This is a genomic window from Pseudanabaena sp. PCC 9330, from assembly GCF_055795045.1.
In genome coordinates, this window is the sequence record NZ_JAYFES010000099.1 from 16,673 (window position 1) to 33,676 (window position 17,004).

At 60.1% G+C, this 17,004-nt stretch carries 15 protein-coding genes; 6 read left to right on the forward strand and 9 right to left on the reverse strand.

Annotated features, from left to right (window positions below):
• Positions 1-13 precede the first annotated feature (13 nt).
• The 8 genes from AC0QKW_RS10840 to AC0QKW_RS10875 form a co-directional block, all read right to left on the reverse strand.
• Positions 14-1,741, reverse strand: a complete 1,728-nt coding sequence (locus tag AC0QKW_RS10840; RefSeq protein ID WP_473151085.1) for an alpha/beta hydrolase — start codon at positions 1,739-1,741, stop codon at positions 14-16.
• Between the two features lie 117 nt (positions 1,742-1,858).
• Complete coding sequence (locus AC0QKW_RS10845) at positions 1,859-3,103, reverse strand: MFS transporter (RefSeq protein WP_473151086.1); 1,245 nt, start codon at positions 3,101-3,103, stop codon at positions 1,859-1,861.
• Positions 3,100-3,282: a hypothetical protein gene (locus tag AC0QKW_RS10850; protein WP_473151087.1), complete on the reverse strand. Its 183-nt coding sequence runs from the start codon at positions 3,280-3,282 to the stop codon at positions 3,100-3,102. Before AC0QKW_RS10850 ends, AC0QKW_RS10845 begins: the two co-directional genes overlap by 4 nt.
• A 106-nt stretch (positions 3,283-3,388) precedes the next feature.
• On the reverse strand, positions 3,389-4,987 hold the full coding sequence (locus tag AC0QKW_RS10855) for a GGDEF domain-containing protein (protein WP_473151088.1): 1,599 nt from the start codon (positions 4,985-4,987) through the stop codon (positions 3,389-3,391).
• A 28-nt stretch (positions 4,988-5,015) separates the two neighbouring features.
• Positions 5,016-5,834, reverse strand: coding sequence for an alpha/beta fold hydrolase (locus AC0QKW_RS10860; RefSeq protein WP_473151089.1), 819 nt, complete (start codon positions 5,832-5,834; stop codon positions 5,016-5,018).
• Between the two features lie 520 nt (positions 5,835-6,354).
• Positions 6,355-7,149: an SH3 domain-containing protein gene (locus AC0QKW_RS10865; protein WP_473151090.1), complete on the reverse strand. Its 795-nt coding sequence runs from the start codon at positions 7,147-7,149 to the stop codon at positions 6,355-6,357.
• Between the two features lie 55 nt (positions 7,150-7,204).
• On the reverse strand, positions 7,205-7,921 hold the full coding sequence (locus AC0QKW_RS10870; RefSeq protein ID WP_473151091.1) for a class I SAM-dependent methyltransferase: 717 nt from the start codon (positions 7,919-7,921) through the stop codon (positions 7,205-7,207).
• Entirely contained in the window at positions 7,918-8,100 is a 183-nt protein-coding gene (locus tag AC0QKW_RS10875; protein ID WP_473151092.1) for a hypothetical protein, read from the reverse strand. Before AC0QKW_RS10875 ends, AC0QKW_RS10870 begins: the two co-directional genes overlap by 4 nt.
• 314 nt (positions 8,101-8,414) lie before the next feature.
• On the opposite strand from AC0QKW_RS10875, the gene AC0QKW_RS10880 reads away from it, so the two are divergent.
• From AC0QKW_RS10880 to AC0QKW_RS10895, 4 genes are all read left to right on the forward strand, one after another.
• Positions 8,415-10,946 (forward strand): sugar phosphate nucleotidyltransferase, encoded by a 2,532-nt coding sequence (locus AC0QKW_RS10880; RefSeq protein ID WP_473151093.1) that lies wholly within the window; start codon positions 8,415-8,417, stop codon positions 10,944-10,946.
• Complete coding sequence (locus tag AC0QKW_RS10885; RefSeq protein WP_473151094.1) at positions 10,943-11,401, forward strand: single-stranded DNA-binding protein; 459 nt, start codon at positions 10,943-10,945, stop codon at positions 11,399-11,401. The genes AC0QKW_RS10880 and AC0QKW_RS10885 overlap by 4 nt, the downstream gene beginning before the upstream one ends.
• Before the next feature lie 281 nt (positions 11,402-11,682).
• Positions 11,683-14,295 carry an alpha-glucan family phosphorylase gene (glgP, locus tag AC0QKW_RS10890; protein WP_473151095.1) on the forward strand — a complete coding sequence of 871 codons (2,613 nt, stop codon included), beginning with the start codon at positions 11,683-11,685 and terminating at the stop codon, positions 14,293-14,295.
• A gap of 30 nt (positions 14,296-14,325) precedes the next feature.
• Positions 14,326-14,736, forward strand: coding sequence for an OsmC family protein (locus AC0QKW_RS10895; RefSeq protein WP_473151096.1), 411 nt, complete (start codon positions 14,326-14,328; stop codon positions 14,734-14,736).
• 32 nt (positions 14,737-14,768) lie between these two features.
• Here AC0QKW_RS10895 and AC0QKW_RS10900 read toward each other — a convergent pair whose 3' ends face one another.
• Complete coding sequence (locus AC0QKW_RS10900) at positions 14,769-15,311, reverse strand: TetR/AcrR family transcriptional regulator (RefSeq protein WP_473151097.1); 543 nt, start codon at positions 15,309-15,311, stop codon at positions 14,769-14,771.
• A gap of 105 nt (positions 15,312-15,416) precedes the next feature.
• On the opposite strand from AC0QKW_RS10900, the gene AC0QKW_RS10905 reads away from it, so the two are divergent.
• Both AC0QKW_RS10905 and AC0QKW_RS10910 read left to right on the forward strand, forming a co-directional pair.
• Complete coding sequence (locus tag AC0QKW_RS10905; RefSeq protein WP_473151098.1) at positions 15,417-16,337, forward strand: alpha/beta fold hydrolase; 921 nt, start codon at positions 15,417-15,419, stop codon at positions 16,335-16,337.
• Positions 16,338-16,393: 56 nt separating this feature from the next.
• Positions 16,394-16,993, forward strand: coding sequence for a glutathione S-transferase family protein (locus AC0QKW_RS10910; RefSeq protein WP_473151099.1), 600 nt, complete (start codon positions 16,394-16,396; stop codon positions 16,991-16,993).
• The last annotated feature ends 11 nt before the right edge of the window (positions 16,994-17,004 follow it).

Consider the following 17,004-nt stretch of genomic DNA (forward strand, 5'->3'; position numbering starts at 1 on the left):
AAGATTGCCCCCATTATTCCAGGCCGGGGAGCCCCGACTCTATCCGTTCGAGCACGGCGGGGGGCAGATCTCTCACCAGGTGCAGGCGAAAGGGGTCGGCGCTGACCGCTTCTACGTAGGCCGATCGCAAAAAGGGGCGGTAGTCGTCCTGTTCGTTGAGGTAGACCTGGCTAAAGGCCACCACCAGCGATTTAATCACCCCCCGCGTGGCGTTCACCGCTTCGTCAAGGCTCTGCTCTAGGGAAGCGTCAACATACAAAAATTGGGTGAATATCTTGGTAAAGTCGGGGCCGTGGGAGGTGTTTTCGCCCAGATAGAGGTAGCGGTCTGAGCCCTGGAGCCAGCTAAAGGCGGCCACCTGCTGGGGCACCACGGGGGCCAGCAGGTCAACTTCGCCGCCTAGCAGCATGACGGGCACAGAAACCTGAGCCACACCCTGGGGGCCAAACAGGTTAGACACCGTAGCCAGAGCGATCACCAGCTTGACGCGATCGTCCTGGGTACCCTGGGCCAGTCGCGCCATCACCGCCGCATTGTCCCGCAGTTCTAAGGCGCGGCATTCGAGCACCATGGCTGCATCAGCTAGCAGGTTGGCGGCGGGGTCGCAGCGCTGGGCCAGGCGATCGAAATCAATGGTCGCCCCACCCAGGGCCAGGGCGGTATAGCCGCCAAAGGAGTGCCCCACCGCTGTCACTCGACTGACATCGAGCCGCCCCTCAAAGGTGGTGGCGTTGAGCCGCTCTAGCTCATCGAGCAAAAAGCTGATGTCGAGGGGGCGGTCTAAAAAGTCTTGGACTCTAAAGGTTTCGCGGTCTAGGCCGGTGAGCATGGCCTGCTTTTGACTGCTGTTGCTGCCCACATGCTCGGGCAGCGCCACGGCAAACCCGTAGGAGGCGACGTGGGCTGCCAGTGCAAAGAAGCTGGTGCGGCTGTCGCCCAGCCCGTGGGAAATGGTCACCACGGGCAGAGGGCCTGCGATCGCCGCCAGATTTTGGGGCAAGAAGACATCGGCGGGGTAGGTGCGGTCTCGGCTGGCATCGACTAGAGTGAGGGGCACCTGGCGAATGGCGTAGGGGCCGGGCTGGGTGAGGTCGGGCAGGGCGGCCAGGTCAACGGCTGGCTGCAGGGCGGCGTCGGCCCTAGACTGTTGCTCAATGGCAGCGGCAATGGCTAGGGTATCTCGGGCTTCGGCCCGCACCTGACGACCAATAGCCTGGGCCTGGGCCAGATCCAGCCGCAGGCTGGTGGTGGGAAAGTGGCGCATGATATCGATCGCCGAAATATTGCCATCCGCCGCCGCCGCCACGATCGCTGCCCGCAGGGCCTGACGACCATTGAGACCGGCCTCGGTGCGAACCACCTGGCCCAAAAACTCTAGACTGCGATCGCCCATAGGGCTGTTAAACCACTGGGAAATAGGCACCAGATTTGTCGATCGTTGGGCTCCTAGGGCGGCGCGCAGCCGCTCTCGCTGGGCTGCGTCAAGGCGTCTGAGGAAAGGGGCCAGGGGGCGATCGACCACCCCGGTCTCAGCAAACGTCACCAGCGACTCAGTGGATATCGATCGACTCAAGGGGCCAAACTCTAGCACCACCTGATCGGCAGCCCGCAGCGGCAGGACCAAGCCCACCGCTATCCCCAAACCCAGCCCCAGGAGCAGCACAAATTTGGCTAGCCGCCATCCTGCCAAAGCTCTGGTGCTGATAACAAAACGTTGCCCGTGACCGTAGCGAAAAGCCATAGAGCGACCTGGGGAGTGAGGGATGACTGTATTTTCCCCCATAAAAGCTCTAGCCTGAATTATTCACAGACCCTAGATCATTTAAAACCCATTTAGAACCATAGAAGGAAGCCGACATTATCGGGGATGACGCAGGCGGCGATCGAGCCAGCCCAGTACCGCCAAAGCGGGCAGCACCGTGGCCATCATCCCCAGCCAAAAGCTATGGGCAGCGGCGTCGCCCCGATCGAGTGCCCAGCCGCCCACCGGGGGGCCAATCAGGTAGCCCACTGCCCAGCACATCGAATTGACCGACAGGTAGACACCGCGCAGAGCTGCGGGGGCGATCGCCGCCACCAGCGCAGAGCCAATGGGCGTGTAGGCCACCATAGCCAGAGCCATCACCCCCAGAGCTAATCCGCTCCACAGCAGCGGCGAGCCGCCCTTGCCCGACTGCCACACCAGCCCAAAGCCCAGCCCCCAGAGCAGCGATGACACCATTAGCCCCTGGGCGGGGCGGTAGCGCCGCAGCCAGCGAGCCACCGGCAGTTGGGCGATCGCCGCCAGCACCACATGGCCGGTAAACAGCATACTCAAGGTGCCCTCGCTCAGCCCCTCGCCCTCGCCCACAAAGCGGTTGAGATAGAGCGGCAGAGTGCTTTGAATCTGAGCCAGATAGCCCGTCAGCAGCACATTGACCAGGGCGTAGACCATCAGCGTTTTGTCTCTCAGGGCGATTCCCCAGCCCTGCCACAGCGATCGCGTCGGGTTGCCCGCTGGGCGGGTCTCAGCAATGGCGACGTAGATAATCCCAAAAAACAGCAAAAAGGTAATGCCGTCTACGGCAAACAGCGCCCGGTAGGCCCCCGTCAGCGAAATTAGCGCCCCTCCGGCGACCACCCCTACCCCCAGGCCCAGATTGTCGGCCAGGCGCACCAGGGCATAGGCCTCGTTGCGCTGCGCTGGGGCGGTAATGTCTGCCGCCACCGACTCGGCAGCGGGCCAGTACAGCCCCACCCCAAACCCCATCAGCAGATTGCCCAGCAAGAAGATTGAGAAATCGTTGGCCAGCAGCAGCACGCCATCGGCCAGGGCCGACAGCAGAGCCGACAGCAGCAGGGTAGGCCGTCGCCCTCCCTGGGGCGAGTCGGCCATAGAGCCACCCAAAAACCGACCCGCTATGCCTGCCACCGACCCCAGGCCAATGCCCAGGCCCACCTGGGTGGCCGACAGCCCCACCTGGGTGGTAAAAAAAATCGGCGCGTAGAACAGCGTAAAGCCAATGCCCACCTGGGACAGCAGCCGCCCAAAGGCCAAAATCCACACGCGGCGATCGAAGTCAGGCAGCCAGCCCTTGAGCCAGCCGGGCCATGACCGGCTCATAGGGCCGACCGGCGCGGGCGACAGAGGGCATCGACCAGAGCCAGGGTGCCCCCCACCATGCCCCACACAAACCACAGCCCTAGGTCGTAGCCTTTGCGCTGGGCCACCTGGGCCGCCACCAGCCCAATCACGCAGTGCAAAAACAGAGGCAGGTAGACCAGCGGAATGGTATCAGCCATAGCAGGGCAGCAGAAATGTATAGAGTGACAGGGGCGATCGCCCTTCTCACCTTACACCTACCTCCCGGCCCAGACTTCGATGGGTTCTGCTTGGGTGGGGCGATCGCTAGCCGATCGGCGATGACAGACAGCGATGGCCAGGCTCGGCCTCAAAGACCACCGAGCGATCGCGCCCCTGACGCTTGGCCTGGTACAACGCCTGATCGGCCTGTTTGAGCAGCAGGTTTGTCGGTAGACCCTGGCCAGGGGTCAGCACGCTGAGGCCCAGGCTGAGGGTCACCCGATCGCTCACGGTGGAGGTCTCATGGGGGATGGCCAGAGTCGCGATCGCCTGGTGAATGTGCTGGGCTACAGCGATCGCCCCCGATAAATCGGTATTGGGCAAAATCACCGCAAACTCTTCGCCCCCGTAGCGGGCCAGCAGATCGGTCGGGCGGCACACCACCGCCTGCACCGCCTGGGCAATGGCCAGCAGGCAGTCATCGCCCCGCTGGTGGCCGTAGGTATCGTTAAACAGCTTGAAGTAGTCAATGTCAAACAGCAGCAGCGCTAGGGGCTGCCCCTCGCCGTTGCCGTGGGTCCAGGTTTGGGTGAGGCGATCGTTAAAGTGGCGGCGGTTGGCAATCTGGGTGAGGGCATCGGTCAAAGCCATTTGCTCTAGCAGCCCCTGGGCGCGCCTAAGCTCAGCATTGGTAGCGTTAAGCTGGGCTTCGGTGCGCTGGCGATCGCGCAGCTCCTGTTGCAGCTGATGGAACAGGTCAGCCTGCTGAATGGCGATCGCCAACTGGACGGCAATATTCTCGACTAGCTCGATCTCCACCGCTTGCCAGTAGCGCGGCCCAGAGCACTGGTGCAAGCAGATCAGCCCCCAGATGTCATCGCCCGCCCGCAGCGGCACCACCAGCGTGGCCTGCACCTGAAACTGGGCCAGCAGCCGCTGGTGCTCTGGCAGCAGGCTGACCCCGTGAATATCGCGCACCGCCAGGGTGCCACCATTGGGGCGAATGCCCTGATAGTAGTCGCCGAAACCCTGATGGGGCAACGCCGATGCCATCACCGACGCCACCCCCGGTGCAACGGCCTCAGAGACCAAACCAGAGACCAGCCCATCCCCAGAGTCGGCAAATCGAAAAATGCCGGCCCGGTCAACCCCGAGGCACTGGCGCAGCTCGTAGGCCGCCACTGCAAACACCTTTGGCAGCTCCAGCGATTGCCGAATCTGCTGAGTAATCTGGGCCAGGGCCACGGCGCGCTCGTACTGCTGCTGAAGAGTAGCCTCGGCCTGCTTTTGGGCCGCCATCGCCGCCTCAGCGATTTTTTTGGCCTTGAGAATCTCGGCTTCGTACTGAATGCGCTGGCCAATGACAATCACAATGCAGTCGTTGATGGCTGCCCCCTGGTGCTGCCGCCGCACCCCGTTGAGCAATACGGGAATGTCTGGCCCCGATTGCGGTCGCAGAGACAGATAGATCTCATCGATCGAGCCCTGCAGCCGCAGCAGCGGAAACACATGGGTCTGGTAGAAAATGCGGCTGGCCATAGGCAAGATACGCCCAATGGTCTGCCCCGTCAGGCTAGCCCGATCCCAACCCAAAATGGCCAGCAGCGTAGCATTGACGTAGTCTAGGGTACCGTCATCACGCACCGAGAAAAAACCGCAGGGGGCTGCATCCAAGCGGGGATCAATATCCTGGGGAACTGACATAGGTACAGAGCCGAGATTTACCATGGCCTTAGCCGTTGCTAGCCGCCTCCAGATAGGTCTTGATCAGCGCAATGGTCTCGTCGGGGTGGCTCATATGAGGGCAGTGCCCCGTAGCCTGCATCAGTTGAAAGGTGCTATCGGGCAATTGCTGGTGCAGGTAGTGGCCCACCGCAAGGGGGGCGATCGCATCGTCGCTACACTGCAAAATCAGCGACGGCACCGATGCCCTGACCAGATCCTGCCGGTTGTCGCTATAGAACGTGGCCCTAGCAAAGCGAATCGCCATGGTGGGATCGGTCGAGCAAAAACTGCCCTCTAGCTCCTGGGCTAGCTCGGGGCGATCGGGGTTTTGCATCACCACAGGGGCCAAAAAACTGGCCCAGCCGATATAGTTTTTCTCCATGATGTCGATCAGATCGTCGATGTCTTGGCGTTCAAAGCCCCCCACATAGCCCTGCTCCGCGTCGTTGACATAGCAGGGCGATGGGCCGATCATCACCAAGCGCTCAAAGCGATCGGGGGCCTCAATAGCCGCCAGCAGGCCAATCATGCTGCTGACTGAATGGCCAACCAGCACCACATCTCTGAGGTCTAGGGCTTCGCACACCTCTAGCAGATCTTGGGCGTAGCCCTCTAGCTGGCTGTAGCGCCCGGCATCGTAGGCACTGAGGTCTGACTGACCCGACCCGACATAGTCAAACAAAACTAGGCGGTAGTCAGCCTCAAAGGCCGGGGCGACAAACCGCCACATGTTTTGGTCACAGCCAAAGCCATGGGCAAACACCATCGGCCTTGGCCCATGGCCCATCACCCGCACATTGTTTCGAGCTAAAACGTCCGTTACCATGTAGCCCCTAATACCCCGTGCGAGAACGCTGTACCCAGTCTCATCTCAAAATCTGTAGTTTCCCACAGGCAAAACTCTGCCCTTGGACTGGGATCAGGTTTGATGTGCAGTTTAGCGTTCCCTAAACGCCACCCAGTAGTAGAGCGACAGGCCTCTGCGCAACCTATCGTTATAAGACGTCATTGAGTGCAGCATTTCTAATCAATTTTTAGAGTGATCCATGAAAATGACCATCCGTCTGGCCCACCCTGCGGCAAGCCAGCGACATCCCCCAGCCCCTGCTCCCAAAATGGAAGCAGGAGAGACAGACAGACTCAAAGACCCTCTCTCGCTCTGAGAGAGGAATGTAGGGTGAGGGCACCCACTGGATGTTTTATCCATTGGACTACGCTAAGCTAATCGCCCCGCGATCGCTGGGGTAATTAACATTAGATTGCCCCCATTAAGTGCTGATCCAAAATCTCGCCACAACCAGCTCGGCAGGCCGAGTTCGGGCCTGAGGAATGGCTGCCTTTGACGACTAATACAAAAACCGTTCGTGGCGCATAACAGCCTCGTTTTCGAGCTGGTTATAGCTGCCGCTGGTGACTTGGTAAACCGTCAGCGAGTTGTCATTGATGTGGTACTGGTAGTTGCCGTTGATGGCGATGTAAGTCCCCTGGTTGAGCTGCACATCGGCGGTGGTGAGGGTTTCATTGCTGGCTTTATTAATGCCGATATAGCTGAGTCCCCGAGGGGTTTGGCAGAGATGAATGGTAAACGATTTGGTCTCAAAAAAGGCCTCGGGGCGGTTAGCCTCGCCGCAGGGGCCGGTGCTGATGTCTGGGTTAGTGCCGGGGGCCGGGTCAGAATCTACACCGGGGGCCGGGCTAGCCGCCTGGCCGCTAGTATCGACAAAGTCGCCGCGCACCCAGCCCTCGGCCCCCGACTGAGAAAATTTTACAAAGTACCAGCTAAAGCCGCCTTCACCCTCTGCCAGCCGCAGCAGGGTAATCTGATCGCCGCCGAGGCCGTAGCCCTTAGACTCAGACTGGGTGGTGGGCTGCGATCGCAGGTTGATCTGCGACCCGGTCGCCTGGGTCATTAGATGGGCCGTGCGGGTCGGGTTGATCGGCGTCGAGCGAAACCCCCCTTCGTCTTCAAATTCCCCCGCCGGTGCCTCTGAGCCATTGCCAGACTCAGGCGCGATCTCGCCAGCCGCCCCTGGCTCAGTAGGGGTGTCTGACACCTCAGCGCCCCGATTGCAGCCCCCCAGCAGACTGAGCGCTAACACCAGCCCCAGCCACCGTTTTGGGCTTCCCCAGACCAAACCCATACCCCACCTCCTGGCCCCAGAAATAGCCCCATATCGCCGCCCATACTAGCGCAACCTACCCGTCCCACCTCACCTTAAACAGGCGAAACAGCTCGTAGTCTTTAGTCGAGACCACCCGCCCGCCCTCGGCCTTGACCAGGGCCGGCCAGCGATCGAGGGCTTCTAGATACACTTCGGCCCCCAGGTAGGTTTCAAGAATGGCCCAGGCCTCAGCGATTTCAGCGTCGGGGTTGATGGCATCAAACAAAAACCAGCCGCCGGGCTTGAGAATTGTTTTCACCTGCTGGAGCACCTCGACCCAGTAGTCGGCGGGGTAGTAGCAGCTCACTCCGGTGGCGATCGCCATATCAAACGAGTGGGGCTCATACTCCAGCCGGTGGGCTGGCCCCTGGGTGACCCCTTTAAATAGCTTGGAGTTGAGCTGGGGGCCGCGAGCGGTGAGGGCGGCACAGGCCACTGAGCTAATTTCATGGCCGTAGAACAGGGCCTCCCACTCTCGCCAGGGATAGATCAAAAAGCTGATGCCGCAACCGATATCAAGGCAGCGATCGCGCTTGCGGGGCTTCACCGCCTGCCAAAACGGCGTCGAAATCCGCGGCGTCAGCGAACCGCCAATCCAGTCTTGAAACACCGGCATCTCTTCGACCTCGGGGGGCAAGTCAAAGGGCTGGCCGCCAAACTCCTGGTCGTAGCGGCGGGTGACCGCCTGCACCAGCGGCCCCCAGGGCGACGGGTCAACCCCGGGAAGACGACTAATTTTCGCGTTGCTCATCCCTTCAGGGCTCGGCTAAAGTTTTCGCGGTACGGCTTGCTGAGAGCCAAAAACAGGGGCCACAGCACCGTAAATTTCACCTTGCCCTCGGTGAAGTTGGTGCGGTTAAACCCAGTCCAAAACTTAAACGCCCCACCACCGTAGATACCGGCCAGCAAAAGCACTATCAATGTACTCATCGTCACTGCTCCTTTCCCCTGGGGTCACCTATGCTTCTACCATACCAATCTCGTAGTAGATCGCATGGCCATCGTCTTAACCTTAGACGGATGGCAACGAGCCATGATCCGGTTCACAGATCTCACCTGGGATAGAGATATAGATCAGTACATTTACTCTAATCTATCCTAGGACGTACCAAGGCCGGAGTAAGGTTATAGACATCCCCAACGATGTTGACTCTGGTTGGTACATCATTCTCGCCTTTGACCAGTGGTTAATCTGGGCAGAGGTGCCCCCAGTGGGAATTATTCAACAGCAGGAAGGAGACACTATGCGCGCAGTGCTGATGGCCGGTGGTTCGGGGACTCGTTTGCGGCCCTTAACCTGTGATTTGCCCAAGCCAATGGTGCCGATTCTCAATCGGCCCATTGCCGAACATATTGTTAACCTACTCAAGCGCAACGGCATTAGCGAGGTGATCGCCACCCTCTTCTATCTGCCCGACGTCATGCGCAACTACTTTGGCGACGGGCGCGACTTTGGCGTGCAGATGACCTACGCCGTCGAAGAAGACCAGCCCCTGGGCACCGCTGGCTGCGTCAAAAATATTGCCGACCTGCTCAGCGACACCTTTTTAGTGATCAGCGGCGACAGCGTGACAGATTTTGACCTCAAGGCCGCCATTGAGTTTCACCGGCAAAAAGGATCTAAGGCTACCCTGGTGCTGACCCGAGTGCCCAACCCCATTGAGTTTGGGGTGGTGATCACCGACGAAGACTGCCGCATTAAGCGCTTTCTAGAAAAGCCCTCCACCAGCGAAATTTTTTCTGACACGGTGAATACCGGCACCTATATTCTTGAGCCAGAGGTGCTCAACTACCTGCCCGATGGCGAAGAGTCTGACTTCTCTAAAGATCTCTTTCCGCTGCTGCTGGAGAAGGGCGAGCCCATGTATGGCTACGTGGCCGATGGCTACTGGTGTGATGTGGGCCATTTGGAGGCCTATCGCGAGGCCCAGTACGATGCTCTATATCGCAAAGTTGTGGTCGATTATGCATACCCCGAGACATCGCCCGGCGTTTGGATCGGCGAAAATACTCAGATAGATCCAACGGCTCAGATTCACCCGCCCGTAATGATTGGCAACAACTGCCGCATCGGTGCGCGTACCGTGATCGAGCCGGGCACCGTGATCGGCGACAACGTCACCATTGGCAACGATGCCGACCTCAAGCGGCCGATCGTTTGGAATGGGGCGATCGTCGGTGACGAAGTGCATCTGCGGGCGTGCAGCATCGCCCGAGGGGCAAGGGTCGACCGCCGTTCTCACGTGCTGGAGGGGGCGGTGATTGGCCCTCTATCTACGGTGGGCGAGGAGGCCCAAATCAGCCCTGGCGTGCGGGTCTGGCCGAGCAAGCAAATTGAGTCGGGTGCAACGTTGAACATCAACCTTATCTGGGGCAATACGGCCCAGCGCAATCTGTTTGGTCAGCGGGGGGTAGCGGGGCTGGCCAATATTGACATCACCCCCGAGTTTGCGGTCAAGCTGGGAGCCGCCTTTGGCTCAACGCTGAAGCAGGGATCCCACGTGACGGTATCGCGAGATCAGCGCACTATCTCGCGCATGGTGTCGCGATCGCTGATTGCGGGCCTCATGTCCGTCGGCGTCAACGTGCAAAACCTAGAGGCCACAGCGATTCCGGTGGCCCGCATTGTGCTGGCCCAAATGGGCGTCGCCGGGGGCATCCATGTACGGCTGCACCCCGATCGCCCCGACTATGTGCTGATCGAGTTCTTTGACGACAAGGGCATCGACATCCCCAAAGGCAAAGAGAAAAAGATCGAGGGTGCCTACTTTAAAGAAGATCTACGCCGCGCCGCCGTCCATGAGATTGGCACGGTCACCTATCCCACCAACGTGGTCTCGACTTACATTACCGCCTTTGAAAAACACCTCAATGTCGAGGCAGTCACTAACAGTCAGGCAAAGGTGGTGATTGACTACCTCTATGCCGTGTCAGGGGCGGTGCTGCCTCAGATTCTCGGCAAGTTTGACTGCGATGCGGTGGTGCTCAACGCTAGCCTGCGGCAAATGGCCCTCTCTAATGATGAGCGTGAGGTGATGCTGAGCCAGCTAGGGCAGGTGGTGCAGTCGCTGCGGGCCACCTTTGGGGCCCAGGTGTCGGCCAACGGTGAGCAGCTAATTCTCGTCGATGAAGTCGGCACCCGCATTCGCGGCGAAGTGCTGACCTCCCTGATGGCCCACATGATGCTCTGCTCTCACCCTCGGGGCACCATTGTGGTGCCCGTGCACACCTCTGGGGCGATCGAGCACATCGCCCGCCGTCACGACGGCAAGGTGATACGCACCAAGGCCAACCCCACCGCCCTGATGGAAGCCTGCCAGACCAACCCCAACGTGGTACTGGGGGGCAGTGGCGAGATGGGCTTTATTTTCCCCGAGCTACATCCTGGCTTTGACGCCATGTTCTGTATTGCTAAGCTGATTGAGATTTTGAGCCTGCAGCAGCGATCGCTCGGCCAGATCTGGTCAGACCTGCCCCGCATGGCCTACCGCATGCAGACCCTGCGCTGCCCCTGGACGGTGAAGGGTGCCCTGATGCGCTACTTGGTCGAAAATAACCCACCGGAGCGTTTAGAGCTCATCGATGGGGTTAAAATTTTGGGCGACAACCCCGACGACTGGGTGCTAGTACTGCCCGATGCCGGTGAGCCCCTGGTGCACCTCTACGGCAACAGCGAGAGCCGCGAGTGGCTCGATGAAACCATGGGCAAGTACCAAAACCACGTCCAAAACTTCATCGAGAAAGAACAGGGGATTAAGGAGACCATGCCGCTATGAACAATTGCCTGATAATGGCCGAGATCGTGCAGTCGCCCCAGCTGCGCTACACCTCCGACAACCAAACGCCCGTAGCCGAGTTTGTGGTGCAGTTTCCGGGTCTGCGGGAGGGCGACCCCTCGTCGCAGATGAAGGTGGTGGGCTGGGGCAATCTGGCCCAAGACATTCAGGCTCAATACCAGGCGGGCCAGCGGGTAATGCTCGAAGGCCGCCTGGCCATGAATGTGGTCGAGCGCCCCGAGGGCTTCAAAGAAAAGCAGGTGGAGATGACTGTATCGCGCATCTACAACGTGGGCGATCTGGGCACCATGCCCATGGCCCCGCCTGCCGCAGTGCCGCCCCCATCTGCCACCCCGAGCCCGGCGGCCTCTCGCCCCTCGGCGGCGGCTCCGATGGCGGCCCCCGCTGCGGCCCCGCCCACCGAGCCCGCCAGCTACGACGATATTCCCTTCTAGCGACCCGCCGGTAGATCCCGGCCGCCTCGGGGCACTGGGGAAGCTTCCAGGCCAGCAGATTCCAGCTTGATCCAGCGACTGGAACCACCGGAGGGCGGGCAATGCCTACCACCAGACCACGACTTCCCAGCAGTCGCCTCGGGGCTAGAATGCTGTGACACCAGGGGCTTGACTTAGCTTGCCCGTGAGCGAGAGGGTGAGAGGCAGTACAGTGGAGAGGCCGGTTGAACCCTGGCTAACCGGGCAAGCTGCTCCCCACCCGTTCATGGACCTTCTGCTCTATGCGACCGATTCGCACCTTCAATGTCACGCCGGCGCTGCCCCAGCGGCTGGAGGCGCTCCGCACTCTGGCCTACAACCTCCACTGGGACTGGGATGTGGAGATGGTCGATTTGTTTCGTCGGCTGGACAGCGACCTGTGGGAGTCGAGCCGCTACAACCCGGTGCTAATGCTGGGCACCATCAGCCAGGCGCGTCTTAACGCGATCGCTGAAGATGAAGGGTTTCTCGCTCAGATGGATCGGGCCGCCCAGCGGCTAGCAGACTATCTGCACGATCGCCCCTGGTACAAAAAGCACCGCCCCACCCCGGTGCCGGGGGAGAACTATGCCTACTTCTCTATGGAGTTTGGCCTCACCACCTGTATGCCAGTGTACTCGGGCGGTTTGGGGGTGCTGGCCGGCGACCACCTCAAGAGCGCCAGCGATCTGGGCCTGCCCCTGGTGGCGGTGGGTCTGCTCTACCAAGAGGGCTACTTTGCCCAATACCTCAATGCCGACGGTTGGCAGCAGGAATACTATCCGATCAACGACTTTTACAACATGCCCCTGCACCTAGAGCACGACGCCGAGGGCAACGAACTGCGCATCGAGGTGGAGTATCCCGGCCGGGTGGTGTACGCGCGGATCTGGCGGGTGCAGGTGGGCACGGTGCCCCTGTACCTGCTGGATACCAATATTGAGCCGAATAACCAGTACGACCAGGATATCTGCGATCGCCTCTACGGCGGCGATATCGACATGCGCATCCACCAGGAGATCATGTTGGGTATCGGCGGCATTCGCATGCTAAAAGCGCTGGGGATCGCGCCCACCGCCTACCACATGAACGAGGGCCACTCCGCCTTTATGGCCCTAGAGCGCATGCGGGTGCTGATGGATGAAGCCAGTCTGAGCTTTGCCGAGGCGCTGCAAGTGGCCCAGGCTAGCCAGATGTTTACCACCCACACCCCGGTGCCCGCCGGTATCGACCTGTTTCCACCCGACAAGGTATTGCACTACCTGGGCCACTACCGCGATCGCTTTGGCCTGGGCGAGGCCGAGTTTCTCGCCCTGGGCCGTACCCAGACGGGAGACTTTTCGGCCCCCTTTAGCATGGCGGTGCTGGCGATTAAGACCGTCACCTTTATCAACGGGGTGAGCCAGCTCCACGCCGAAGTCTCCCGCCATATGTTTAGCGATCTGTGGATGGGGCTACCCCTCCAAGAGGTGCCCATTCAGGCTATTACCAACGGGGTGCATGCCCGCAGCTGCGTCGCCAAGTCAACCCAGATACTCTACGATCGCTACCTCGGCCCCAACTGGGCTCAGGCCAGCCCAGAAGCCTCGCTGTGGCAGCGGGTGCAGACTATCCCCGACGACGAGCTGTGGCGCAACCACGAGCAATGTCGATCGCACCTGGTGATGACCGTGCGCGATCGCCTCACCCAGGGTCTAAAAGAGCGTGGTGCCTCGGCTCGCGAGCTCACCGAGGCCCAAGAATGTCTCGATCCCTTTGTGCTGACTATCGGCTTTGCCCGCCGCTTCGCCACCTACAAGCGGGCCACCCTCTTTCTCCACGACCTCGATCGCATTCGCAAGATTATCGGCGGTAGCGGTCGCCGGGTACAGTTTGTGATCGCGGGCAAGGCCCACCCCAAAGATATTCCCGGCAAAGAGCTAATTCGCAGCATTGTGCACTTTACCCGTGACGAGGGGCTGAGCAAGTCGCTGGTGTTTGTACCCAACTACGACATTCACCTGTCGCGAGACATGGTGGCGGGCTGCGACGTGTGGCTCAATACCCCCCGCCGCCCCCGCGAGGCCTCTGGCACCAGCGGCATGAAAGCGGCGATGAACGGTCTGCCCAACCTCAGCGTGCTCGACGGCTGGTGGGATGAGGCCGACTACAGTCTCACCGGCTGGCCCATCGGCCACGGCGAAAACTACGAAGACCCCGACTACCAAGACGATGTGGAGGCCAACGCCCTCTACGACATCCTCGAAAAAGAAGTGGTGCCGCTGTTCTATGAGCGCGACAAAGACGAAATCCCTCGCGGCTGGGTGGCCAAGATGAAGCAGGCGATCACCCTCAACACGCCCCAGTTCAACACGGCCCGCATGGTCAAAGACTATGCGAACCTGGGCTATTTTGCGGCCAGCGATCGCGCCCACGCCCTAGTCGCCAAAAACTACGGCCCCGGCAAAGAGCTCGCCACCTGGCAAGACCACCTCACTAACCACTGGTACGACATCCGCTTTGAACAAGTTGCCATCGCCGCCACCACCAACCTCAAGGTCAATCAGCCCTTTAAGGTGATCGCCACCCTGCGCCTCGGCGAACTGACCCCCGACGACGTTGAAGTCGAGCTCTACCAGGGCACCGTCTCGGTAGATGGCGAAATTCACGCGGGCACCGCTATCCCCATGACCTACCGGGGGCAAGACGACCAAGACCGCAGCCTCTATACCCTAGAAATGCAGTACACTGCCAGCGGCTTGCAGGGGCTTTCTTTGCGGCTACTGCCCCGACACCAGTATCTCAATAGCCCCTACGACCCTAAACTGGTGCTCTGGGCCAACCCCGACTCGGTGCAAATTGTGTCGGGAGAACTGTCCCCTGCGATCGCCCTCTAGCGTCAACCGTTAGGGGCAATGGAGATTTGTATGACCTCAGTGCAGGTTTCGTCGAATGCGTCGCGCTACGGCCAAGATATTGCCCTGCGCCAGTTTGAGCTGGTTGCCGATGAGCCAATTACCGTGGGCGGCAACGATCGGGGGCCAACTCCCACCGAGCTGCTGCTGGCCGGGCTGGGCAGCTGCAAGGCGATCACCATCAAAATGTATGCCGAGCGCAAGGGCTGGCCGGTCGAGAATGTCTACGTGGCGGCGGAGCTGCAAACCGTAGACAAACAGTCGGTGATTGCGGTCTACCTCACTCTGGTAGGCGACTTGACGGAAACACAGCGGCAGCGCCTGCAGGACATCGGCGATCGCTGCCCCGTTCACCGCCTGCTCAGCGGCACCACCGCCATTCAGACCGTGCTGACCCCCAGGGCCAGTTCCCCACCAGAGTAGCGATCGCCCCAGCATAGGCCAGCGCGGTTAGCCTAGCGGCAGAGCTGCTGGGGCAGACGCTCCATAGTGCGCTCAAAGATGGCGGCATCGCCCATGGCCCGCGCCACAATCAGCGCGCCCTGAATAGCGATCATGGCCTCTTCGCTGCGCTCCTGAGCCAAGGATGCTGCCATGCCGCCCTGGGTCAAAACGGCGGCGATCGCCCCCATCCACCGCCTGAGCATGGCCTGCACCTGGAGTTGAAAGTCGTCTTTGGCAGAACCCAGCATGAGGGATGCGAGTATACAGGGCTTTTCGCCGTGGCTGTAGGACTCACGAATGCGATCGCCCATGCGCCCCAGCCGAGTCAAGACATCGCCTTCTCCCTCTAGCGCTGCCAAGGCCGTCTCTTGCAGCCACTGGTCGAGGGTATCTAACACTGTCGTCACCATGTCATCTTTACCGCCGGGAAAGTGGTGGTAAAGACTGGCTTTGCCCAAGCCCGTTGCCTGCGAGATTTTCGACAGACTGACTCCGTCGTAGCCGTACTGCCGAAATAGATCGAGCAGAGACGGCACGTAGGCTTGTTTAGACATCGCCGCGCATCACCTAAAACGTTTTTTACCTATTGACATCATACCGAACGATCAGTACAGTAGCTGTGTACCGAACGTTCGGTACTGAGTCTATAGAGGTATGTTATGGGGTCTAATAGTTCAGCCCTGGGCAATGATATGCTCCCAGCCTGCGAGGGCTGGAGCACCTGGCAAGACTTTAAGGCCGCTCAGCAACAGATGGTGGTGCCCGCAGGCACCGCTGCTCATATCCCCGTCACAATTCGGTATATCGATAGGGGTGAAGCTCGGCAAGGCACCATTTTGCTGATGCACGGCATTCCCACCTGGGGTTATCTCTATCACGCGGTCATACCGCCCCTGGTTGAGGCGGGCTATCGGGTGTTGGCCCCAGACTTTCTCGGCCACGGCTGGTCCGATCGCCGCGATCGCTTTGATCGATCGTTTCAAACTCAGGCGCACATGATTGTGGCCTTACTGTCTGCCCTGGGCCTAGATCGGGTCGATGTGGTGGGCCACGACACGGGCGGGGCGGTGGCGCTGATTCTGGCGATCGAGCATGCCCAGGTGGTGAACCGTCTAGTCATCACTAACGCAGTCTGCTACGACCGTTTTGACGACGACATGCTCGACTTTGGCCATCCGCTGCGATGGCAGCCTCGCTCGGTGGACGATCTCGTTCAAGCCCTGGAAGACAGCCTGGCGGCGGGGCTCTCCAATGCACTGCGGCTGACCCCAGAGTTTCGCGCTGGCATCATTGCCCCCTGGGCCAGCGAGGAAGGAAAGTTGAGTCTGCTGCGCAATGCGTCGGCCCTCAACACTAACCAAACCATGGCGTTAGTCGATCGCCACGGCGCGATCGCAGCCCCAACCCTAGTGCTGTGGGGGATGGATGACCCCTGGCAAAAAGCAGCGGATGGCCAACAGCTGGCCAGCGAAATTCCTGGCGCTCGGTTTCAGCCCATTGAAGGCGCATCCCACTGGATACAGCAGGATGCCCCAGACCAATTTTCGGCAGCGCTACTTGATTTTTTTACCCAGACCTAAGCCCTGTCCCCAGGCATTTCCTTTGACTAATTCCTTAATTTAGCGAGTAGAAACCCATGATTAAGCTCTACGGTCACGACGTCTCTGGCAATAGCTACAAAGTCCGTCTTTTTCTAGAATTACTCGGCCTCGACTACGAATGGGTCAAGGTGGATTTGATGAAGGGCGAGCACAAAGCGCCCGACTTTCTTGCCCTCAACGCCTTTGGTCAGGTGCCCGTGCTCGTCGATGGTGAGGTTACCCTGGCCGATGCCCAGGCGATTTTGGTTTACCTGGCCCGGCAGTATGGTGGCGATACCTGGTTGCCTACTGAGGCGCTGCCCCTAGCCCAGGTAGTGCGCTGGCTCTCAACCGCTGCCGGAGAAGTGCGCCAGGGGCCAGAAAATGCGCGGCTTTTCCATCTGTTTGGGATGGCTAATATCAACATCGAGCGATCGCACCAAAAAGCCGCACACATTCTTACCCAGCTCGACCAGCACCTCAGCGCCCGCCCCTGGCTAGAGTGCGATCGCCCCACCATTGCCGATATAGCGGTATTTCCCTACGTAGCCCTGGCCCGCGACGGCAAAATTGACCTCGATGCCTACCCCAACGTGCTGGCCTGGATCGATCGCATCAAGCAGCTCCCCGGCTTTATGCCGATGGCAGGCATCTAGACCACATTGAC

Excerpts from the sequence above, each read along its gene's own strand:
- AC0QKW_RS10885 (WP_473151094.1), top strand. The coding sequence starts at position 10,943 with ATGAACAATTGCCTGATAATGGCCGAGATCGTGCAGTCGCCCCAGCTG.
- glgP (WP_473151095.1), top strand. The coding sequence starts at position 11,683 with ATGCGACCGATTCGCACCTTCAATGTCACGCCGGCGCTGCCCCAGCGG.
- AC0QKW_RS10895 (WP_473151096.1), top strand. The coding sequence starts at position 14,326 with ATGACCTCAGTGCAGGTTTCGTCGAATGCGTCGCGCTACGGCCAAGAT.
- AC0QKW_RS10850 (WP_473151087.1), bottom strand. The coding sequence starts at position 3,282 with ATGGCTGATACCATTCCGCTGGTCTACCTGCCTCTGTTTTTGCACTGC.
- AC0QKW_RS10860 (WP_473151089.1), bottom strand. The coding sequence starts at position 5,834 with ATGGTAACGGACGTTTTAGCTCGAAACAATGTGCGGGTGATGGGCCAT.
- AC0QKW_RS10875 (WP_473151092.1), bottom strand. The coding sequence starts at position 8,100 with ATGAGTACATTGATAGTGCTTTTGCTGGCCGGTATCTACGGTGGTGGG.
- AC0QKW_RS10905 (WP_473151098.1), top strand. The coding sequence starts at position 15,417 with ATGGGGTCTAATAGTTCAGCCCTGGGCAATGATATGCTCCCAGCCTGC.
- AC0QKW_RS10900 (WP_473151097.1), bottom strand. The coding sequence starts at position 15,311 with ATGTCTAAACAAGCCTACGTGCCGTCTCTGCTCGATCTATTTCGGCAG.
- AC0QKW_RS10910 (WP_473151099.1), top strand. The coding sequence starts at position 16,394 with ATGATTAAGCTCTACGGTCACGACGTCTCTGGCAATAGCTACAAAGTC.
- AC0QKW_RS10865 (WP_473151090.1), bottom strand. The coding sequence starts at position 7,149 with ATGGGTTTGGTCTGGGGAAGCCCAAAACGGTGGCTGGGGCTGGTGTTA.
- AC0QKW_RS10870 (WP_473151091.1), bottom strand. The coding sequence starts at position 7,921 with ATGAGCAACGCGAAAATTAGTCGTCTTCCCGGGGTTGACCCGTCGCCC.
- AC0QKW_RS10845 (WP_473151086.1), bottom strand. The coding sequence starts at position 3,103 with ATGAGCCGGTCATGGCCCGGCTGGCTCAAGGGCTGGCTGCCTGACTTC.
- AC0QKW_RS10855 (WP_473151088.1), bottom strand. The coding sequence starts at position 4,987 with ATGTCAGTTCCCCAGGATATTGATCCCCGCTTGGATGCAGCCCCCTGC.
- AC0QKW_RS10880 (WP_473151093.1), top strand. The coding sequence starts at position 8,415 with ATGCGCGCAGTGCTGATGGCCGGTGGTTCGGGGACTCGTTTGCGGCCC.
- AC0QKW_RS10840 (WP_473151085.1), bottom strand. The coding sequence starts at position 1,741 with ATGGCTTTTCGCTACGGTCACGGGCAACGTTTTGTTATCAGCACCAGA.